This is a genomic window from uncultured Gemmiger sp., from assembly GCF_934561205.1.
Taxonomy (GTDB): Bacteria; Bacillota; Clostridia; order Oscillospirales; family Ruminococcaceae; genus Gemmiger.
This window is the reverse complement of the sequence record NZ_CAKTFU010000016.1, coordinates 1-18,736: the sequence shown is the minus strand read 5'-3', so window position 1 is coordinate 18,736 and position 18,736 is coordinate 1. Positions and strand designations below refer to the sequence as shown.

At 60.6% G+C, this 18,736-nt stretch carries 16 protein-coding genes; 4 read left to right on the top strand and 12 right to left on the bottom strand.

The annotated features are described in order from the left end of the window. Positions 1–51 precede the first annotated feature (51 nt). Genes Q0I19_RS09570 through Q0I19_RS09560 form a run of 3 tightly spaced genes read right to left on the bottom strand, consistent with a single transcriptional unit; the run spans position 52 to position 2,845 of the window. Positions 52–777, bottom strand: coding sequence for a YggS family pyridoxal phosphate-dependent enzyme (locus tag Q0I19_RS09570; protein ID WP_294761316.1), 726 nt, complete (start codon positions 775–777; stop codon positions 52–54). Further along, positions 774–1,331, bottom strand: coding sequence for a TIGR01440 family protein (locus tag Q0I19_RS09565; protein WP_294761313.1), 558 nt, complete (start codon positions 1,329–1,331; stop codon positions 774–776). The genes Q0I19_RS09570 and Q0I19_RS09565 overlap by 4 nt, the downstream gene beginning before the upstream one ends. 14 nt (positions 1,332–1,345) lie before the next feature. Next, positions 1,346–2,845 carry a glycosyl hydrolase family 28 protein gene (locus Q0I19_RS09560; protein ID WP_294761311.1) on the bottom strand — a complete coding sequence of 500 codons (1,500 nt, stop codon included), beginning with the start codon at positions 2,843–2,845 and terminating at the stop codon, positions 1,346–1,348. A gap of 143 nt (positions 2,846–2,988) precedes the next feature. Here Q0I19_RS09560 and Q0I19_RS09555 point away from each other — a divergent pair, with 143 nt between their 5' ends. Then, a complete protein-coding gene (locus Q0I19_RS09555; RefSeq protein ID WP_294761309.1) occupies positions 2,989–5,097 on the top strand; it encodes an ATP-dependent helicase in 2,109 nt (702 codons plus the stop codon). A gap of 516 nt (positions 5,098–5,613) precedes the next feature. Here the strand turns inward: Q0I19_RS09555 and Q0I19_RS09550 are convergent. The 6 genes from Q0I19_RS09550 to gap form a co-directional block, all read right to left on the bottom strand. Then, positions 5,614–6,252, bottom strand: a complete 639-nt coding sequence (locus Q0I19_RS09550) for an RpiB/LacA/LacB family sugar-phosphate isomerase (RefSeq protein ID WP_294761306.1) — start codon at positions 6,250–6,252, stop codon at positions 5,614–5,616. A gap of 77 nt (positions 6,253–6,329) precedes the next feature. Further along, the gene (locus Q0I19_RS09545; RefSeq protein ID WP_294761304.1) at positions 6,330–6,911 is read right to left on the bottom strand and encodes a hypothetical protein; all 582 of its coding nucleotides are present in this window, start codon (positions 6,909–6,911) and stop codon (positions 6,330–6,332) included. Positions 6,912–6,922: 11 nt separating this feature from the next. Continuing rightward, entirely contained in the window at positions 6,923–8,806 is a 1,884-nt protein-coding gene (locus Q0I19_RS09540; RefSeq protein WP_294761303.1) for an ABC transporter ATP-binding protein, read from the bottom strand. Continuing rightward, positions 8,799–10,583: an ABC transporter ATP-binding protein gene (locus Q0I19_RS09535; protein WP_294761301.1), complete on the bottom strand. Its 1,785-nt coding sequence runs from the start codon at positions 10,581–10,583 to the stop codon at positions 8,799–8,801. Before Q0I19_RS09535 ends, Q0I19_RS09540 begins: the two co-directional genes overlap by 8 nt. Before the next feature lie 182 nt (positions 10,584–10,765). Next, positions 10,766–11,395, bottom strand: coding sequence for a type II secretion system protein (locus Q0I19_RS09530; RefSeq protein ID WP_294761299.1), 630 nt, complete (start codon positions 11,393–11,395; stop codon positions 10,766–10,768). Positions 11,396–11,625: 230 nt separating this feature from the next. Then, positions 11,626–12,654: a type I glyceraldehyde-3-phosphate dehydrogenase gene (gene gap, locus Q0I19_RS09525; RefSeq protein WP_294761296.1), complete on the bottom strand. Its 1,029-nt coding sequence runs from the start codon at positions 12,652–12,654 to the stop codon at positions 11,626–11,628. A gap of 230 nt (positions 12,655–12,884) precedes the next feature. Here gap and Q0I19_RS09520 point away from each other — a divergent pair, with 230 nt between their 5' ends. Together Q0I19_RS09520 and Q0I19_RS09515 are read left to right on the top strand one after the other, a co-directional pair. Then, complete coding sequence (locus Q0I19_RS09520) at positions 12,885–13,511, top strand: hypothetical protein (protein ID WP_294761292.1); 627 nt, start codon at positions 12,885–12,887, stop codon at positions 13,509–13,511. Between the two features lie 273 nt (positions 13,512–13,784). Then, positions 13,785–14,291, top strand: a complete 507-nt coding sequence (locus Q0I19_RS09515; protein ID WP_294761291.1) for an HD domain-containing protein — start codon at positions 13,785–13,787, stop codon at positions 14,289–14,291. 37 nt (positions 14,292–14,328) lie between these two features. Here the strand turns inward: Q0I19_RS09515 and Q0I19_RS09510 are convergent, their stop codons facing one another. Next, complete coding sequence (locus tag Q0I19_RS09510) at positions 14,329–15,135, bottom strand: hypothetical protein (protein WP_294761289.1); 807 nt, start codon at positions 15,133–15,135, stop codon at positions 14,329–14,331. A gap of 122 nt (positions 15,136–15,257) precedes the next feature. Between Q0I19_RS09510 and Q0I19_RS09505 the strand changes: the two genes are divergently transcribed. Beyond that, complete coding sequence (locus Q0I19_RS09505) at positions 15,258–16,235, top strand: SpoIID/LytB domain-containing protein (protein ID WP_294761287.1); 978 nt, start codon at positions 15,258–15,260, stop codon at positions 16,233–16,235. On the opposite strand, the gene Q0I19_RS09500 is transcribed toward Q0I19_RS09505, so the two are convergent. Both Q0I19_RS09500 and Q0I19_RS09495 read right to left on the bottom strand, forming a co-directional pair. Then, positions 16,223–18,097 (bottom strand): fructose-specific PTS transporter subunit EIIC, encoded by a 1,875-nt coding sequence (locus tag Q0I19_RS09500; protein WP_294761285.1) that lies wholly within the window; start codon positions 18,095–18,097, stop codon positions 16,223–16,225. The genes Q0I19_RS09505 and Q0I19_RS09500 overlap by 13 nt on opposite strands. 99 nt (positions 18,098–18,196) lie before the next feature. Continuing rightward, positions 18,197–18,736 (bottom strand): TOBE domain-containing protein (locus Q0I19_RS09495; protein WP_296023664.1); only part of this gene is annotated, 540 nt, incomplete at its 5' end.

Sequence of the window (18,736 nt, the reverse complement as noted above, 5' to 3'; positions counted from 1 at the left end):
CGGGGGAAGCCGCCATGTATGCGGTTTTCCCGTCAGGTCGTTACCGCCGCTTCACGCCTTTTTGCTGTAATCCCGTGCGCCGTAAATGGCGGTGCCAATGCGCACAAGGGTCGCACCCTCGGCAATGGCGGCGGTGTAGTCCCCGCTCATGCCCATGGACAGCGTGTCCATCTGTGCGCGGTCGTAGTGCTGCGCGTTGGCCTTGGCCAGCAGCTCGCGCATCTGGGCAAAGAAACGGCGGGCGGCGGTTTCGTCGGCATCGGCGGGCGGGATCGCCATCAGCCCGCGCAGCCGGATATGCTCCTTGGCGGCGGCAGCTTCCAGCAGCGGGAACAGCCCGTCCGCGTCCACGCCGCTTTTGCTGGCTTCCTCCCCGATGTTGATCTCCACCAGAATATCCTGCACCAAATTCAATCTTGCCGCTGCCGCGTCGATTTTATCCAGCAGACGGGTGCTGTCCACACTTTGTATCAGCGCGGCGCGTCCCACCACCTTGTTGACCTTGTTGGTCTGCAAATGCCCGATAAAATGCCCCGGCTTGCCGTTGTAGGCGGCAGCTTCGGTTTTTTCCACCAGCTCCTGCACATGGTTTTCGCCAAACAGGTCAATGGGCAAATCCGCGCTGTACCGCACTTCTTCCACCGTGCGGGTCTTGCAGGCGGCGCACAGTAGCACGTCCTTGGGGTCGCGCCCGGCAGCCCTTGCGGCATCTGCCATCCTGGCGCGGATTTCGGCCACGGCATCGGTCATCTGCCGTTTTTGGGTTTCGGAAATCATCGCACTTCCTCCTCACTGTAAACGGCCCGCGCACCGCCGATAAACGGCGGGCGGGTGCGGGCGCAGAGCAGGATCGCCTGCCCGATGTGGTCCAGGCTCAGCCGCACAGGCACGGCGACCCGCCGCAGGTGCATACCGATAAGCGTGCCGCCGATATCCATCCCTGCCGCTGCCTGAACGCTCTCCACCAGCACCGGCTCGCGGAAGGTGCGCCAGCAGTTGGTTGCCCAGCTGCCGCCCGCATGGGGCTGCGGCACGGCTGCCACAATGGGCAGGTTGTACCGCCGGGCAGCCTCGCGCTCGATGACGATGGCGCGGTTCAGGTGCTCGCAGCACTGCGCCGCCAGGTAAACGTCCCGTTCCTGCAGCGGCGGCAGCACGCCCGCCAGCACGGCAGCGGCGGCGTCCATGCTGGAATCGCGGCCGATGTGCCCGCCCACGATCTCACTGCTGGAGCAGCCGACCACAAAGATATCCCCTGTTTCCAAATGCGCGGCAGCCAGCAGTTCCTCGGTGGCGGTGCGCGCCTGGGCGGTAATTTGCGTAAGTTCCATAGTTCTGCATCTCCTTACTTGGCAGCAGGCTTGCAGCAAAGGTTCGTAAAGGACACATCGCTGCACAGTTTCAGCGGCAGAGTCGGCTCCTGCGCTGTGATGGTAACATCGCGGAACAGCACGTCCTGCACCTCGTGGCCGGGCTGGGCAAAGCCCGCCAGCTCGATGGGTGCAACGTCCTGCCAGCTGTGGTCATGGTCGAGTGCGCGCCCTGTCAGGGTCAGGCGCTCAAAGGTCAGGTGCTTCAGCACGGGGGCGTCGGGTCCAGGCTCGCCGTCGTTGTTGTAGGGCACCGAGTGCACCATAACACGCGGGCTGATGCAGTCGCGCACGGTCACGCCGCGCACATAGCCGCCGCGCTTGGATGTGGCCTTGATCTCAATGCCCGAGAGGGCGTTCTCCAAATCGCAGTCCCAGATCTGCACGTCCTCCACGCCGCCGCTCATCTCACTGCCGATGCAGATGCCGTGGCCGAAGGCGCTGCGGCAGTCAAACACCTTAATGCCGCGGCAGGGGCGGCCGATCTGGTTGCCCTCGGGGTTTTTGCCGCTTTTGATGGCCACCGCGTCATCGCCGGTGAAGAACTGCCCCGCGAACAGCGTGCAATCCTCGCTGGAATCGGGGTCCCAGCCATCGCCGTTCCAGACACCCTCGGAAATAAAGGTGCAGTGGTCGGTCACAATGTTCTTGCAATAGATCATGTGCAGGTTCCACGATGCGCCGTTTTTCAGCGTAATACCGTGGATCCAGACGTTTTCGCAGTTGCTTAAATTGATCAGGCGCGGGCGCACACGGCCGCCCAGCGTGTTGTCGTTTTCGCACGCGGCAGACTGCGCGGCGTAGTCCGGCATGGTGGCCCGCAGACGCTCGCGCTCGTGCTCGATGATGTTCATGGCCAGCTCCTGCCCGCCGCTGACAATGCTGCCCTCGCCCCGAATGGTGATGTTGCGGCAGTTGGGGCCTTGGGTATGGTCCAGCGTGCCCGCGTTGAGCAGGCTGGAATAGCACTGCATTTCCAGCCCCTCAAAGCGGCTGGGGATGCGCGGCTCGTAGTTGCGGGGGTTGGCGTTGCCGATGAGGTTGGCACCCTTGGCGAGGTAAATTTCCATATCGCTGTGCAGGCGCAGCGCCCCCGTCATAAAATCGCCCGCCGGGATATACAGGATATCCTCCGGCCCGCAGGCGTCAATGGCGCGCTGCAACGCGGCGGTGTTCATGACGTTGCCGTCGCCCTTGGCCCAGTAAGGGGCGGTGGTCACGTCGATGCGGTGCTTTTCCCTGTCGGTATGCACCACGCCCCCGCCGATCCAATGCCCGCCCATCTGCACCTGCACGGTGTAGTCGGTGTCGGGCACAAGGTTTTGGATAGTGCAGTGCGTTTTTTTCGTATCTGCGAGTTTTTTGTCATTGATAAAAACAGTATATACAGCGTCGGCGGCAGCCAGCGACGGCTTGTCCCAATACAGGACCGCCATGTCCGACGCACAGCGCGCGTAAAGATAAGATTCGGGCATATGCTTGTGGTACCTCCTTTTTTGGTTCCTTCTATTTTAGCACATTCCCGCCGTGGGGAAAAGTCCCCCGCCGCAAATGCCGAAAAATAATTGCGCCGCCCCCGCCGTTATGGTAAACTAAAGGGAAAGAAAGGCGGGATACCGTGGACAAGGCAGCGTTCCAAAACCAATACATGCAGCCGCTGAACGACCAGCAGCGCGCGGCGGTCACAGCCGACCGGGGCGCTGTGCTGCTGTTGGCAGTGCCGGGCAGCGGCAAGACCACCGTGCTGATCACGCGGCTGGGGTATCTGTTTTTGTGCACAGGTGCCGCGCCCGAGCAGACCCTGACCATGACCTACACCGTGTCCGCCGCCAACGAGATGCGCACCCGCTTTGCCGCCCGCTTCGGTCCCGATTTGGCGGGGCGCACGCAGTTTCGCACGCTGAACGGAATTTCGGCGGTGATTTTGCAGCATTACAGCCGCCGCTACCGCCGCACCCAGCCGGAGCTGATCACCAACGAGGGGGAGATCACCCAGCTTTTGACCTCGCTGTGGCAGCAGGTCAACCACGAATACCCCGCCGAAAGTTCGGTCAAGGAGCTGCGCACCGCCATCACCTTTATCAAAAATATGTCGCTGACCGACGAGGAACTGGACGCACTGGAAAGCGACATTGACAACCTGCCCGAACTGTACCGCCGCTACCAGGCCGCCCTGCGCGCGCAGCACCGCATGGATTACGACGACCAGATGGTGTTTGCCTTGCAGATCTTGCGGGCAGCGCCCGGCATTTTGGCGGATTTTCAGGCGCAGTACCGCCATTTTTGCGTGGACGAGGCGCAGGATACCTCCAAGCTGCAGCACGAGCTTTTGCATCTGCTGGCGGGAAACTGCGAAAGCCTGTTCATGGTCGGGGACGAGGATCAGAGCATTTACGGCTTTCGCGCCGCCTACCCGCAGGCCTTGCTGGAATTTGACAAGCAGTACCCCCACGCGCAGGTGCTGCTGCTGGAGCACAACTACCGTTCCGCCGATGCCATTTTGGACGCCGCCAACCATTTTGTGGCGCGCAGCCGCTACCGCCGCCCCAAAACGATACGCCCCACGCGCGGCGGCGGTGCGCCTGTGCAGATCGTGCGCGTATCTCGGCGCGAGGATCAGACCCGCTATCTGTTTGAGATGGCCAAAACCTGCCACAGCGAAACGGCGGTGCTGTTCCGCAACCACGAAAGCGCCCTGCCGCTGATCGACCTGTGCGAGCGCGCGGGCATCCCCTACGGCTACCGCGGCGGCGAGGGGACGTTTTTCGGCAGCAAGATCGTGCGGGACATCACCGACATGATCACCTTAGCCTATGATGCCCGCGACACCGAGGTTTTTATGCGGGTGTATTACAAGTTCGGCGTGCCGATTTCCCGCGTACAGGCGCAGTATGCCTGCGAGGAAAGCCGCCGTGCGGGCTGTACCGTCTGGCAGGCATTGTGCGCGGCGGACGGCATACGCCATCGGCTGCGCCTGCAGGCGGAGGAAATTGCCCACGGGCTGGCACGTCTGCCGCGGATGAACGCCGGTGACGCCGTGCGCTTTTTGACCGACGAGCTTGGCTACCGCAAGTTTTTGGAGCAGAAGTCGATGGACACCGGCAAGCTGGAAATTCTGGCGCAGCTGGGCGAAAACCTGCCCGTACCCAGCCTGCTGCCGGGGCGGCTGCAAAGCCTGCAAGCGATGCTGAAGCAGCACACAAACAACGGTGCGCCGTTGATTTTGTCCACGATACATTCCGCCAAGGGGTTGGAATACGACCGCGTATTTTTGCTGGACGCCATCGACGGCGTGCTGCCCGCCCGCCCCGAAATTGCCTGCCAGACCCCCGACGAAATTCGCCAGTATGAGGAGGACCGCCGCCTGTTTTATGTCGGCATGACCCGTGCGCGCGACGAGCTGACGCTGTTTTTCTGCGCGGGCGAGGGGTGCAGCTTTGTGCAGGAGGTCATTTACAACCTGCCCGAAAACCGCGCCCGCCGCGAAGCAGAGCAGCAGGCACAAGCCCGCGCCGCCCAAACTGCCGCGCGCAGCACCCGCCCCGCGGTGCCCTTAGCCGACGTGACCGCGCCCGGCACGGTGGTGGAGCATTTGGTGTTCAGCCGCGGCGTGGTTTTAGAGTACGACGGCAAGTACCTGACCCTGCAATTTGCCGATGGGCGCAAGCGCAAATTGGACGCCGCGTTGGTAACGGAAAAAGGCATGGTGCGCCGAGTGGAGAGTTGAGATAGGGTATGCCCGCGGCGCGGGCATATTTTTATTTTATTGCGCCGTAGGGAAAGCCCAACTTGTAGAAAAAGCCCTTTTCTGGGTAGTAATGTAGGGATGGGTCTTGACCCATCCGCACCGCTGGCTGCGCGCAGCGCATAAAATCGCGCCGAATGGCGCGTTCTTACGGATATATCGTACTATCGGCAAGGCGGCAAGGAGGGGTCAAGACCCCTCCCTACAAACAACCGGAAGACAGGCGGTCATAGGGGAAAATGCCAGTTTCCGGCAGGTTTGTAGGGGACGCATATATGCGTCCCGTGGGGTTTACCCGTTAGGTTGCATTGACGGGGTGGCTGCAATGGGCGGCATATATGCCGCCCCTACGGACTAACCCGGTATATTCATTATAATATACGGTCGCGGGCGGGGCATGCCCCGCCCCTACCGCGCGATGTATTTTCATTTTCCCGCAAAAGCAACAGCGCCGTACCCTTGCGGGTACGGCGCTGTTTCCTTATTCAAATCAGCAGCTTACGCCATCAGTTCCTTGACGGTGGCAGCCAGCTTTTCGTCCTTGCAGTCGGCAAAGAAATGCTCGGCAAAATGTTCGCCTGCGAAGGCACCCTTGACCAGATCACGGTCGAGGTCCTTGAGGATATCGCTCAAATCGCGGAACGCTACGGCGCGCACACCGTCCAGGATCTTCTTGTTGCGCTGCTCCGGCACCACGCGCTCCTTGGGGTAGCCCTGACCGTGGCCGAAACCGAACAGCTTTTCAAAGATGTACTCCAGGTTCAGCTCACCACCCCAGCCAAAGCCCTTGGCAAAAGGCAGGGACACAGCGTTGCCGTCGTTGACGTGGGCAAAGGTGTAGGCGTCCACGGGGTCCTCCACATGGCCGCAGATGACACCGGGGAAGCTGTTCAGTGCCAGCATGGCGCCCTCGCCGGTGCCGCAGCCGGTGATAACGTAGTCGGCAGCGCCGCTGTTCAGCAGCACAGCGGCCAAAATGCCGTTCTGGACGTAGGTCAGCTGGGCGGCATCGTCGGCGGCATACATGCCGTAGTTGACGACCTCGTGGCCCATCGGCTCCACGACCTTGCGCAGGGTGGATTCGATCAGGGCGTTTTTGGCGGCCTGGCTGTTTTCATTGATCAGTGCGATTTTCATAGGTAAGCACACTCCTTATTTTGGTCAAATCCAGTATAGCACCTTTTGGCGCAAATTGCCAGTCTTTAGGCAGCTCCTTACATAACCAGCGCGCGGAAATACTCGGTATTGACGCTGTGGTCGCTCTCGGCCACCGTAGCAATGCAGGCATCCAGCGTATGGGCGATGTCGTCCAGGCTGCGCCATGCGGCGGCCTGCGGCTTGACGTGCTGCTCCAGCAGGGGGGCAATGTCGGTGTGGGAGCAAGCGCCCTCAATCAGATACGCGCCGGGGCGGGCCAACTGGGTCTGCGGCTCGTAGTTCTCGGCGCTGCCCAGCATCGTCAGGCAGAACTGCCCCTTGCGGTTGCGCCCGCCCACCAGCAGCCGCACACCTACGGGCTGTGCGGTCACGGTCAGCGCTTTTTCGCGCAGGATCTTGACAATTTTTTCCAGCGTCAGGTACTGCGTGTCGTAGGCGTCCAGCGCGTTGATGACCTGCACCGCTGCCAGCGTGTCGCCCGCAAAGCCCACCGCCACGTTGCGGTTGACCTTGCGCACCTTGGGCAGATCGTCCTTGAGGATATGGGGCTTGTTGTCAACGATAGGCTCTTCCACAAAGCGGCCGTCGCTGACCATCGCGCAGAAGGAATCGCCGCATACGGCTAAAATTGCACTCATAACGTGCCTCCTTATTTTGTTAGCTGTTCCTTGTGGTATTGCAGGGTGTACAGCTGGTAATAGCGGCCGTGCTTTGCCAAAAGCTGCTGGTGGTTGCCCTGCTCCAGAATTTTGCCGTGGCTCAGCACGATGATGTTGTCGGCGTGCTGCACGGTCGACAGGCGGTGCGCCACGATCAGCATCGTGCCGACGGTGCGCATTTTTTCCAGCGAGTCCTGGATCAGCAACTCGGTCTCGGTATCGATATTTGCCGTTGCTTCGTCCAGAATCATAACGCTGGGCTTGTGGATGATGACCCGCGCAAAGCTCAATAGCTGCCGCTGCCCGGCAGAGAAGTTGTTGCCGCGCTCGCGCACTTCCTCGTCAAGACCGCCGTCCAACTTTTCAATGAACTTGTCCGCGTTGACATAGCGGCAGACGCGCAGAATTTCCTCGTCGGGGATGCCCTCCTCCCGCAGGACAATGTTGCTGCGGATCGTGCCCGAAAACAGGAACACGTCCTGCAGCATCTGCCCGAAATGACGCCGCAGCGAGGAAATTTTGATTTTACGGATGTCGATGCCGTCAATCAAGATCTCGCCCTTCTGGAACTCGTAATTGCGGCAAATCAGCGACAAGATCGTGCTTTTGCCCGACCCGGTCGAGCCGACAAACGCCACGGTCTGGCGCGGGTCCACATGGAAGGACACGCCCTGCAGCACCCATTCGCCGGGCACATAGCTGAACCAGACGTCTCGGAACTCGATCTCACCGCGCACCTCGTCCAGCTCGATGGCATCGGGTGCGTCCACCATCTTGGGCTGAATGTCCATGATGGAAAAGACCTTTTCCGACGAGGCCAGCGCCGATTGCAGCCAGTTGAACTGCTCTGCCAGGTTCTGGATGGGGGTAAAAAACTTGGAGATGTACATATAAAAGGTCACGATGGTGCCGCCGGTGATGGTCTGCCCAAAAAAGCTCACGCCGTCCAAACAGCCCGTGCCGCCCAGATAAAACAGGCACAGGATACAGCAGATGTACAGCATGTACACCAGCGGGCGGAACACGCCGAACACAAAAATCTGCTCCTGCGAGGCTTTGGCAAGGCGGCGGCTTTTTTCGCGGAACTCCGCCATTTTTTCGTCCTCACGGCCGAAAATCTGCGTCACCTTGATGCCGGACAGATTCTCGGACAGGTAGGTGTTGATGTCGGTGGTCGCGTCCTTGACCTTGCGGTAGGCGCGGCGGGAAAACTTGCGGAAAATCACCGTGAAAATCACGATAAACGGCACAAAGCAGAGCACCATCAGCGTCAGGGCATAGTTCAGACAGAGCATGGCTGCCAGAATACCCAAAATGACAAAGGCATTTTTGCACAGGTTGACCAACAGGTTGGTGAACATCATCGAGATGGCGTTGGTGTCGTTGGTGACGCGGGTCACCAGCTTGCCCACGGGAATCTCGTTGAGCTGCTCGTGGGAGAGCGATTCAATGTGGGTGAACAAGTCCTCGCGCAGGTCGGAAACAATGCGCTGCCCGACGCGCTGCAAAATAACGGCCTGCAAATAGGTGCTGCCCATCGAGAACACCAGCACCCCCGCATAAACGGCCACCCCCGCAAACAGGCGGGACAGCACAAATTCGCCGGCGACCAGTTCCTCCAGTGCACCGACGATCAGCGGGGCGATGATGTCGTACGCGATGGAGAACAGCATCAAAAACAGAACCACCACAAATTTTGCGCGGTACGGCTTGGCGTAGGCGAACAGGCGGCGCAGAATTTCGCCGTCCGGCATGTGGCGTTCAAAGCCCATGGCGGCCTTTTTGTCCTGCACACAGGCATAGGCGGCAAGCAGCAGCGCCGTCACGGTGCCGATCACGGCGCCGACCAGCAAAAGCGGGTTGATATCAGCCATTGTCGTCACCTCCCACTTCGTCCTCCAGCCGCTGCAGGTCTACCATGCGGCGGTACTCGGCACAGGTCGCGTACAGCTCGTCGTGCGCGCCCACGGCCTCGACCTTGCCGTCCTCCAAAAAGACGATCTTATCCATGCGCTCCACCGTGGAAATGCGGTGGGCGATCAGCAGCGTGGTCTTGCCCGCGCGGCTTTGTTTCAGGTTATCCAGAATGATCTGCTCGGTGCGGGTATCCACCGCCGAGACAGAGTCGTCCAAAATCAAAATCGGGGCGTCCTTCAACAGGGCGCGGGCGATGGAAATGCGCTGCTTCTGCCCGCCGGAGACGGTCACGCCGCGCTCGCCCAGAACGGTCTCGTAGCCGTCCTTGAAATCCACAATGTTGTCGCGCACGTCGGCCAGTTCTGCCGCGCGCTCGATACGTTCGGGCGTGGCATCGTCCACGCCGAAGCCGATGTTGTGGGCGATCGTGTCCGAGAACAGGAAGTTGTCCTGCGGCACATAGGCGCAGGCCGCGCGCACCGAGCGAATGGACAGCGTGTTGACGTCCAGCCCGTCCACAAACAGGGTGCCGTCCGCCACATTGTAGGTGCGCAGCAAAAGGTCCACCAGTGCGGTCTTGCCCGCGCCGGTCTTGCCCACAATGCCCACACTCTCGCCGGGGTGCACGGTAAAGGAAATATCGCGCAGCACGTCGTACTCACCGTCCGGGTAGCGGAAGGTCAAGTGGCGGAACTCAATGCCGCCCTTGGGGTTTTGCAGCGCATGTACGTCGTTTTTGTCAACCACGTCGATGGGTGCATCCAGCAGCTCGGTAATACGCTTGAGCGACGCCCGCCCGCGGGAGGTCTTTTCGATCAGCATCGAGATGGCCATGATGGGCCAGACGATGGCCTCAAAATAGCCGATGTACTCCACCAGCTGGCCCGCGTTGAACTGCCCGCGGTAGACCAGCCAGCCGCCGTAGCCCAAAATGACGCAGATCACCGACTCGACAAACAGCATGACCAGCACTTCCAGCAGGGTGGCGATCTTGGTGTAGACGACGTTGATCTCCTCGTTTTGGCGGTTCAGCTTGCGGAACGCCACAAGCTCCTTGTACTCTTTGACGAACGCCTTGATGACCGCAATGCCGGAGAAGTTTTCCTGCGCAAAGTCCGACATGTCCGAGAATGCCTGCTGGCGTTCCTCCCACCGTTTGGTCATGGTTTTGCCCATAACCGTGCCGATGACAAACATGATGGTCGCCGGAATCAGCGCCAGCAGGGTCAGCCGATAGTCCATGCACCACATCTTAAACAGCGCCAGCAGACCCAGCACCAATGCGTCGAAAAACATCAGGATACCGTCACCGAAACATTCCTGAATCGTGTCCAGGTCGTTGGTGTACAGGCTCATCAGGTTGCCGACCTTGTTGACCTGGTAATACTGCTGCGACAGGCGGCGGCTGTGGTCAAACATGCGCTCGCGCAGGTCGGCGGTAACCGTGACCGCCGAGCCGAAAAAGCAGACACGCCACAAAAAGCGCCCCACCACCATGAGCAGGACGATCCAAATCATCGGCAGGCAGATGTGCTGCATCAGCACGGCCTTGTCAAAGGGCACGGTTTGGCCGTTTACGACCACCTGCCCCAGGTTTACGCCGTTGATAACCAGCCGATACAGGCCGGGAATCATAAGCTGGATGTAGTCCACCATAAGCAATGCCGCCAGACCCAACAGCAGGGCGGGGGCATTTTTCAGGTAATATCGGTTGATATACTTGCCAAATATCACGGCGGGGATTCCCTCTTTTCTTTGGTAGTGCGCCAAAACGACAAGCTTTGGCAGAATATACCCTTAGTATAGTATATACATACCGTTTCGTCAACTGACAAAAAAATCGCCCGACCGAGGTCGGGCGGGGGTGCGCGGTTAAACTGTGTGCTGCGGGTCGGTTTTGCCGCTGCTACGTCGGGTCAGGAGCCGGAGGCGGTGTAACCCATGTTAGCAAGAGTCCATTCCTTCTGAAGGAATATATTCAGGCTGCCGTCGGGTTCTGTCTTTTTTATGTACTGTACAGTGTTCATTACACCATCATACATTGCCAGATTCTTAAGTTCCTGTTCTTTATAGGCTATATATTCGTTCGTTTCGCCAAAGTAAATGCCGACATAGCCCTTTCCGTCCTTATAGATAATCAGCTGAACCTTTCCGTCCTGTGTAAAATATCCCATAAAACTGCATTTGCTTTCCGATACCTCGGCAAGTTTCACGATTTGGTCGTAACGTGCCTTCTTTTCCTTGCCGTCCTCGGTAGCGGTGCTTGCATTTTTGTCCGCAAGGTAATACTTGTCTTTCAATGCCTCAGAATCTTGTCCCAGATATTCGCCGTATTTTGCCCACTTGTCCGTGCCGTAATATTCCGATACCGTTGTCTGCACAGCCGTATGCACCATTCTGGTTTCGGCAAGCACCTTGGTCTTATGCGTCTTTTCAATATACCCCGTCAGCGACGGCACCAGCAGGGCAGCCAGTATGCTAAGGATAACCAGCACCACGATCAATTCAACAAGGGTAAAGCCCTTTTGTTTTTGCTTTTTTACCACAAGACTTCCTCCTTCAAGGGGGTTTTATGCAGTACATTATAACACAGCCGCCGCAATTTGTCCACGGCTGCGGCACACCGTTTTTGCCGTCTTTTCGGCAAAAATTCTGCCTGACGGCTTTCCCCTTTTTGGGGGGTCGGCGCACCCCTGCAAACCAACCAAAAAAGCGCCGCCGCGCTCCTTGCGGAGTGCGGCGGCGCCCGTTAGCTTAGCGTTAAGCCGAAAACAGATTACAGCTCAGCGAAGTACTTAATGGTGCGGACCATCTGAGAGGTGTAGCTGTTCTCGTTGTCGTACCAAGAAACGACCTGAACCTGATAGGTGTCGTCGTCGATCTTAGCGACCATGGTCTGGGTAGCGTCGAACAGAGAGCCGTAGCGCATACCGATAACGTCAGAAGAAACGATCGGATCCTCGTTGTAGCCGAAGCTCTCGGAGGCAGCAGCCTTCATGGCAGCGTTGATGGCTTCCTTGGTGACGTCCTTGCCCTTGACAACGGCAACCAGGATGGTGGTGGAGCCGGTAGGAACGGGAACGCGCTGAGCAGAGCCGATCAGCTTGCCGTTCAGCTCGGGGATGACCAGGCCGATGGCCTTAGCAGCACCGGTGGAGTTGGGAACGATGTTCTGAGCACCGGCACGGGCACGGCGCAGGTCGCCCTTGCGCTGGGGGCCGTCCAGGATCATCTGGTCGCCGGTGTAAGCATGAACGGTGGTCATGATGCCGGAGACGATGGGGAAGGCCTTGTTCAGGGTGTCAGCCATGGGGGCCAGGCAGTTGGTGGTGCAGGAAGCAGCGGAGATGACCTGATCCTCAGCGGTCAGGGTCTTCTCGTTGACGGAGTAGACGATGGTCTTCAGGTCGTTGCCGGCAGGAGCGGAGATAACGACCTTGCGGGCGCCGGCCTGGATGTGAGCCTCAGCCTTGGCCTTGCTGGTGTAGAAACCGGTGCACTCCAGAACAACGTCGATGCCCAGCTCGCCCCAGGGGCAATCCTTGGCGTCCTTAATGGCGTAGATGGTGATCTTCTTGCCGTCGACAACGATGTAATCCTCGCCGGCCTCGACGGTGTGCTTGTTCTCACCGATCTTGCCCAGGAAAGAGCCCTGAGCGGTGTCGTACTTCAGCAGGTGAGCCAGCATAGCGGGGCTGGTCAGGTCGTTGATGGCGACAACTTCGTAGCCGTCAGCCTCAAACATCTGACGGAAAGCCAGACGGCCAATGCGGCCAAAACCATTGATTGCAACTTTAACAGCCATAATAAAATCCTCCATAGATTTATTGTAACCCGGTCAGCGGCCAACCCGCTTTGCGGTATGATACTATTGTACTCCATTTTGACGAACTCTGCAAGTACCTGTTATTCTTTTAACACGAAATTTTCAAGTTTTTTTCAAAGTTTTTCGCATTTACAGCTTTTGGCACCTTTTTTTGGGGCACTTTTGCATAGACTAGCCACAAAATCACCGTTCTGACAGGAGGGTTTGCCATGTACCCCGATGACCCCACCCGCGCCCTTTTGGCGGAGGACGCCGCCCGTCGGCGTTTGTGCCGCCGCGCCGTGCGCCCCGGCCCGAAGCTGGCCGCCCGCCTTTTGGCCGAGGCAGCCTGTGCCCCGCCCCCGCCCCGCGCCTTGGACCTGACCGCCGAGGCCGATGCCCTGTGCACTGCCCTGCAGCAGGCCGTGCGGCGGCGCGGCTGGCTGTATTTTGTCCCGTCGGACGCGCCGCTGCCGGTGGCCGTGCCGCGCCTTTTGCTGCAATGCGGCTTGCTTTGCTTTGTGCAGGGGGCGCTGCAGGCGCAGGGCCGCGCGGTGATTCGGGTACAGACCGCCCCCGATGCGGCCGTGCTGGTGGTGCAGGGCGGGCAGTGTGCCACCCTGCCCCGCAATGCCCGCGCCCTGCTGCTGCGGTTGGCGGCGGTAAGCGGCGGGGCGGTGGTGCAAAGCGGCGGCGCAGGGCCGTTTGCGGCAGCGGTGCGGCTGCCCAAAAGCACGCTGCCGCTGCGCACCCCCTGCCAGGCGCAGGAGTATCTGTACGACCGTTTCAGCCCGATGTACACCCTGCTGGGGCGGCAGTGCGCAGGCTACGGCGAGGAGCTGGGGCTGCGCAGTTAAGGCAACACCGCACAATTCCCGCCTGACGGCTTAAGCACCGCTCCGGCGGCTGCGGCACGGCATCTGCGTTGCCAAAATGCTCGCCAATACACAAAGTATTGCCTGCGCTTTTGGCTTAGCAGCTGCCGCACCTCGCTCGCCGTATCGGCACTTAGAATTATGCGGTATTGCCTTGAGTTTTGCCATTTTGTTGTTGCAATGGCGGGCGGGGTGCAGTATACTAAGGGCAAAGGAAGTCCTGTACCCCACCCCGCAAGAAAGGAGCGCTGCCCTGTGTTGTTTCGCCTGACCCCTGCCGAGTCCGCCTGCGTGGACGAAATTCTGCGCGGCTACGCGGATAACCCCCACGCCCAGCATATGAAGGATTTTATCCAGCACGGCACCGTTACCACCTACGAGCACTGTATGCGCGTGGTGCGCATTGCGTTTTGGCTCAACCGTCGGCTGGGGCTTGCCGCCGACGAAGTCAGCCTGGTGCGCGGCGCGTTTCTGCACGACTTTTACTTATATGACTGGCACCACTGCAAGGACATTACCCACTGGCACGGCTTTAAGCACCCGCAGGCGGCGCTGTACAACGCCGAGACTGTGTTTGATTTGAACGACACCGAAAAGGACTGCATCCGCTGCCACATGTGGCCACTGACCGTGACCGCCGTCCCCCACACCCGCGAGGCGGTGCTGGTGGGCACGGCGGACAAGATATCCTCCGGCTGGGAAACCGTGATGGAACGCCGCGCCGTGCGCAAACAGCGCTTAGAAAACCTAAAAAAGCAATAAAAATACGCTGCACCGTTTTTGCGATGCAGCGTTATTTTTATTCTGTTTCTTCGCCGCAGGCCGCGACGGCGCAGACCAGCCCGCAGACCCCCAGCGCCGAGAGCGCCAGATTGCCAAAAACCTCGGCGGCGGTCAGGCTGCCGAGCCGAAGCAGCGTCTGCACAGTCCCCGCGCAGCTGCACAGCAAAAAGCAGCCCGTCCCTGCGCCGAACAGCGTGTGCCCGCAGGATTGCCCCGGCGTCAAAAACACCTTGAGCAGCGCCGCCGCAAACAGCAGCGCCGCCACACTGCCCAGCACGGTCAGCGTATACTGCACGCGCGGCAGGGCGGCCGGGTCGATCTGGAACTGCCAGAACAGCCGCCACAAAAAGTACAGCGGCATCACCAGCCCCACCGTCGCGCTGCCGGGCTTGCCGCGCGCAATGCCGTAGCCCGTGCAGGCGCGCACAGCGTAGACCGTCAGCCACAGCGCCGAGAAAATCGGCGTTGCAGCGTCCAGCACGAGCGCAAATGCCGGTTTGTCCGCACCAAACGCATAGCCGTAGCGCACCACGGCCAGCGCGGGCTGTAAATTCATAAATCCACTTGCCAACAGCAGCACAGCGCAGGCAGCCATCGCCGCGCCCAGCGGCTTGCATTGGTCTGCCAAGGCAGCGGGCTGCGCGGCACAGCGCCGCCCCGCAAGATACGGCACCCCCAGCGCCGCCAGCCACGCGGCGCACAAGCCCCACATAAGCGGCGCAGACACAAAGCCCGCCGCACGGCCTGCCGGCCACCCCGTGACCGCCAGCAGCACCCCCGCTGCCACAATGACCGCGCCATGCGGCCGATGTTGAACGCTCATACCCTACCCCCGATTCATACGCAGCCGCCCCGCCGCATAGGCTGGGACAGGCTGCCGCTTGCACATATATAAAGTATTGTACCGCCGCAGCCGAGTTTTTTCAAGTACAAGGAGCGTTTGCCGTGAAAAAGAGTTTCGGCGTCGTGCCCCTCACCCTGCTGTTGGCGTTTTTTCTGCCCTTTTCGGTTCTGCTGCTGCCCCGCCCCGCTGCCGTCGTCCCCGCGCCCGAGCCTTTGCCCGAACCGACCCTGCCGCCGCTGCCCACAGCCACCCCGTCAGCGACACCTGCCGACGGCACCGTGACCGTTTGGGATGCCGCCGTGCAGCAGGAGCGCACACTGCCGCTGCAGGAATTTCTGGTGGGGCTGGCCGCCTGCGAGATGCCGCCGGAATGGCCCGCCGCCGCCCTGTGTGCCCAGATGGTCGCCGGGTACAGCTACGCGATGGCGCTGGGGGACGCTCCCTTGCAGGTCAACAGCGCGCAGTGTCTGGGCTGGACGGACGCCGACGTGTTAAAAGCGCGCTGGGGCGACGATTATGAGCGATTCCACGCCCTGCTAGTGCAGGCGGCGCAAACGGTCGGCAGCAGCGTTTTGACCTACGATGGCAGCCCTGCGGCGGCCTGTTACCACAGCATCAGCGCCGGGCACACCGAGGCCAGCCAGAACGTCTGGGAGACCGCGCTGCCCTATCTGCAGGGGGTGCCCTCCCCCGCCGACCTTGCCGCCGACGGTTACGAGACCACCGTGGAATACAGCCCTGAGCAGGTCAGCGCGGTGCTGACCTCGCTGGAATTGGAGCCGGGCAGCGACCCCGCCGCATGGTTTGGTGACGCCGTGCGGGATGACGCAGGCTATATCACGGCGCAGACGGTGTGCGATACGGCGGTTTCGGGCACAAAAATGCGCCGCGCATTTCATCTGCGCAGCGCAAGTTTTGCCGTAGAATATAACGGCACATCGTTTTGTTTTACAACGCACGGCTACGGCCACGGCGTGGGGCTGAGCCAGTACGGCGCCAAGGCGCTTGCCGAGCAGGGGCGCACCTGGCAGGAAATTTTGCTGTACTACTTCCCCGGCTGCGAAATTCATCCTTCCTGAGGGGCGTCCTTTTTGGTGATACCCAGAATCACCGCCGTCAGCAGTGCGCCCGCCGCGTTGGCCAAAATGAACCCCAGGGGGTTGCCCATGACCGCCAGCAAAAACACGCCGCCGTGGGGCGCGGGGCAGGCACAGTGGGTCATGACCGCCAGACACCCCGCCAGCGCGCTGCCCGCCATGCAGGCAGGCACGACCCGCAGCGGGTCTTTTAAGGCGAAGGGCAGCGCACCCTCGGTAACGAAGGAAGCGCCCATCACAAGGTTTTGCGGCACGGTGCGGCGCTCGGTTCGGGTGAACTTTTCGGGGAACAGCAGGCAGGAAAGCGCAACGCCCAACGGCGGCACCATGCCCCCCGCCATGACCGCCGCCATGACGTCCTGCTGGCCGCTTACCAGCGCCAATGTGCCTGTGACGTAAGCGGCCTTGTTGATCGGCCCGCCGTAATCGGTGGCCATCAGCCCGCCCAGCACGCAGCCCAGCAGCAGCCGGCTGCCGCCGCGCATACCGTTCAGCGTTGTGTCCAGCCAATCGTTGACCTGCCCCAATACAGGGTTGACGGCATATACCATCAGCGCGCCGATCCCCAGCAGACTGAGCAGCGGGATCAGCATACTGCTGCGGATATGATCCAGATCCTTGCCCAGCCTGGGCAGCCTTGCGGTCAGGAATCGGACAAGCATACCCGCGGCAAAGCCCGCTACCAACGCCCCGCCAAAGCCGCTGGAGATCCAGCCGCTTTCGCTGTAAACGGTGGTGCCCAGCTGCGCAAGATACCCGCCCATAAGCCCCGGCATAAAGGCGGCGGTATCCCCGATGCTGCGGGCGATAAACGCCGCCAGCACAGGGTAGATCATCGTTATGGCCGTTTGCCCGACGGTGTTCAGCATAACAGCCAGTTCCTCCGGACCGTGCAGGTGCACAACCAGCATAGCCAGCGCCATGCTGATGCCGCCCGCCACGACAAAGGGTATAAAGTGCGATACACCGTACATCAGATGGCGGTAAAACTCGTTGGCCAGCTCCGCACGGTTGCGGTTGCGCATAGCCTCGCCCCCGCGGTAGACCTCCGCCTTGCCCGAAAGCACCTTTTCCAGCAGCTTTTCCGGCTCACGAATGGCTTCGTCCGCCGAGGTGTTGACCACCTTTTTGCCCACAAACCGCGCCGTTGGCACCGCGCGGTTGACCGCGATGATGATGCCGTCGGCCTCGGCGATCTCAGCGGGGGTCAGCTCGTTTTCCACGCCGCCCGCGCCGTTGGTCTCGATTTTTATGGCAATGCCGTATTTGTCGGCGCTTTTTTTCAGCGCCTCGGCGGCCATATAGGTGTGCGCCAGCCCGTTGGGGCAGGCGGTGACAGCCAGCAGCCGGATATGCCGCCCCTTTTGGGGCTGCGGCTGCGGCAGCTCTGCGTTTTCTTTTTCGGCAATGCAGGTGCGGAATTGCTCCGGCGTCTGCGCCGCTGCCAGTGTGCGGCAGAAGTCCTTGTCCACCAGCAGCCCCGCCAGCGCGGCCAGCACACGAATGTGCAGGTCGTTTTCGCCCTCAGGTGCGGCGATCAAAAACAGCAGGTCAACCGGCTCACCGTCCGGCGTGGGGCAGTGGATCGGCTGCTCCAACGTGATGGCGGCCAGCACCGCCTTGCGCACCGCCGCCGTTTTGGCGTGCGGCACAGCCAGACCGTTGCCCATACATATGCAGCCTTGCGCCAACCGCGCCAGAACGTCCTGTTCCAGCAGGGCAGCGTCCTGCACGGCATCGTCCTGCGCCAGCAAGCCGCACAGGGTGTGCACGGCGGCGGGCAGGTCCGCTGCGGCGCTGTGCAGCCGGATATGCTCCGGCTGCAAAAGGTCGGTGATCTGCATGGGGGTCGGCCTCCTTTGTCGAATGGAATAGACGCTGTACTGCAAAAAAAGGCGGTTCCGCTTTACACGGAACCGCCGATATTGCTTAGTTTACAGCAATCAGTTGAGCAGGGTCAGCTCGGACTCGGGATCGAACAGGTGGATCTTGTTGGTGTCCAGAGCAACGGTGATCTTGTCGCCGCGGCGGCTCTTGGAGGTGGGGGCAACACGAGCCATCAGGTTCTGGCCCTGATAGGTCAGGTACAGGTAGATCTCGGCGCCCATCAGCTCGGAAACCTCGACCTCGGTGCTGATATGGCTGTTGGGATGCTTGGCCAGGAATTCCTCGTCGTCCTTGATGTCCTCGGGACGGATACCGACCTTCAGGCTCTTGCCAACGTAGGCGTCCAGCTTGCCGTCGGCGGTCTTTTCGGTGGGCAGGGGGATGTCAGTGCCGGCCAGGTCAACAACAAACTGGTCGCCGTTCTTCTTCAGGGTGCCGTCCAGGAAGTTCATCTGGGGGCTGCCGATAAAGCCGGCAACGAAGATGTTGCAGGGGTAGTCGTACAGGTTCTGCGGGGTGTCGACCTGCTGGATCAGGCCGTCCTTCATGACGACGATGCGGTCGCCCATGGTCATGGCCTCGGTCTGGTCATGGGT

Bases quoted from the DNA above. Each gene is read 5' to 3' on its own strand.
- Q0I19_RS09570 (WP_294761316.1), bottom strand. From the start codon at position 777: ATGATTTCCGAAACCCAAAAACGGCAGATGACCGATGCCGTGGCCGAA.
- Q0I19_RS09565 (WP_294761313.1), bottom strand. From the start codon at position 1,331: ATGGAACTTACGCAAATTACCGCCCAGGCGCGCACCGCCACCGAGGAA.
- Q0I19_RS09560 (WP_294761311.1), bottom strand. From the start codon at position 2,845: ATGCCCGAATCTTATCTTTACGCGCGCTGTGCGTCGGACATGGCGGTC.
- Q0I19_RS09550 (WP_294761306.1), bottom strand. From the start codon at position 6,252: ATGAAAATCGCACTGATCAATGAAAACAGCCAGGCCGCCAAAAACGCC.
- Q0I19_RS09545 (WP_294761304.1), bottom strand. From the start codon at position 6,911: ATGAGTGCAATTTTAGCCGTATGCGGCGATTCCTTCTGCGCGATGGTC.
- Q0I19_RS09540 (WP_294761303.1), bottom strand. From the start codon at position 8,806: ATGGCTGATATCAACCCGCTTTTGCTGGTCGGCGCCGTGATCGGCACC.
- gap (WP_294761296.1), bottom strand. From the start codon at position 12,654: ATGGCTGTTAAAGTTGCAATCAATGGTTTTGGCCGCATTGGCCGTCTG.
- Q0I19_RS09520 (WP_294761292.1), top strand. From the start codon at position 12,885: ATGTACCCCGATGACCCCACCCGCGCCCTTTTGGCGGAGGACGCCGCC.
- Q0I19_RS09510 (WP_294761289.1), bottom strand. From the start codon at position 15,135: ATGAGCGTTCAACATCGGCCGCATGGCGCGGTCATTGTGGCAGCGGGG.
- Q0I19_RS09500 (WP_294761285.1), bottom strand. From the start codon at position 18,097: ATGCAGATCACCGACCTTTTGCAGCCGGAGCATATCCGGCTGCACAGC.